The organism is Stenotrophomonas maltophilia group sp. RNC7, from assembly GCF_030910085.1.
Taxonomy (GTDB): Bacteria; Pseudomonadota; Gammaproteobacteria; order Xanthomonadales; family Xanthomonadaceae; genus Stenotrophomonas; species Stenotrophomonas sepilia.
On the sequence record NZ_JAVFVN010000469.1, the window covers coordinates 1 to 667 of the forward strand.

Annotated in this window: 2 protein-coding genes; both read right to left on the reverse strand. The window is 55.8% G+C overall.

Features of this window, described 5'->3' with window-relative positions; genetic code table 11:
* Positions 1-175: 175 nt before the first annotated feature.
* Complete coding sequence (locus tag RCF13_RS07955) at positions 176-364, reverse strand: hypothetical protein (RefSeq protein ID WP_308141052.1); 189 nt, start codon at positions 362-364, stop codon at positions 176-178.
* Positions 365-407: 43 nt separating this feature from the next.
* Positions 408-667, reverse strand: a 260-nt coding sequence (locus RCF13_RS07960) for a hypothetical protein (RefSeq protein ID WP_308141053.1), incomplete at its 5' end; no start/stop codon positions are given.

The following is a 667-nucleotide window of genomic DNA, read 5'->3' on the forward strand; positions in this document are numbered from 1 at the left end:
CGCTCTCTTTCATAATGTCGAGAGCAAGATTGCAGATATCAGTTGGCGTCATTCGCCCTCACCTTCCTGTGGTGCTGGCGCGGGCGGCGGCGAGGTTTCCTCCTGCTGCTGCTCACGGCGCTGCTTCTGCTTCTTGAGGTAGAACCAAGCCAAGGGAGGGCTGTAACCGGCCATGTCAGTCGACCTTGATCGGTGCACGGGCTGGCTTCTGCATGCGCTTTGCCACTGCGCGTCGGACAGGTTCTGGCAAGGAATAAAGAGGATCATCCTTATTCGCTTCCTTAATAGCCTGATTGATTGCGCGCTGCTCCATGTTCAGTTCGTGGAGCGTCTTCTCGCGCGGTTCTTCAACGGTTTTGCTCATAGGATGCTCCAATGATAAGAGCGGCCCGAAAGCCGCTCTATGGCTATGCCTTCAATGCATCGATGATTGATTTGATCGCAGCGGTTGCCGCGGTCATGTCTGCATAGTCAGCAGTCGGGGAAACAAGAGCAGCGATCTGGGTTTTTGCCTTCAACGCGTTCCCAACTTCCGTAGAGGTCGGCGTGTAGTTGCCAGCTTTCGCAGTTGTTGCCGTTGTCCCGATAGTTGGCGCGAACGTAGCTGGCTTCCCAGTAATATCGCCCCACGCTACGGACGTTTCACCGCCACCGGCTTCAAGGGCAT

Excerpts from the sequence above, each read along its gene's own strand:
- RCF13_RS07955 (WP_308141052.1), bottom strand. The coding sequence starts at position 364 with ATGAGCAAAACCGTTGAAGAACCGCGCGAGAAGACGCTCCACGAACTG.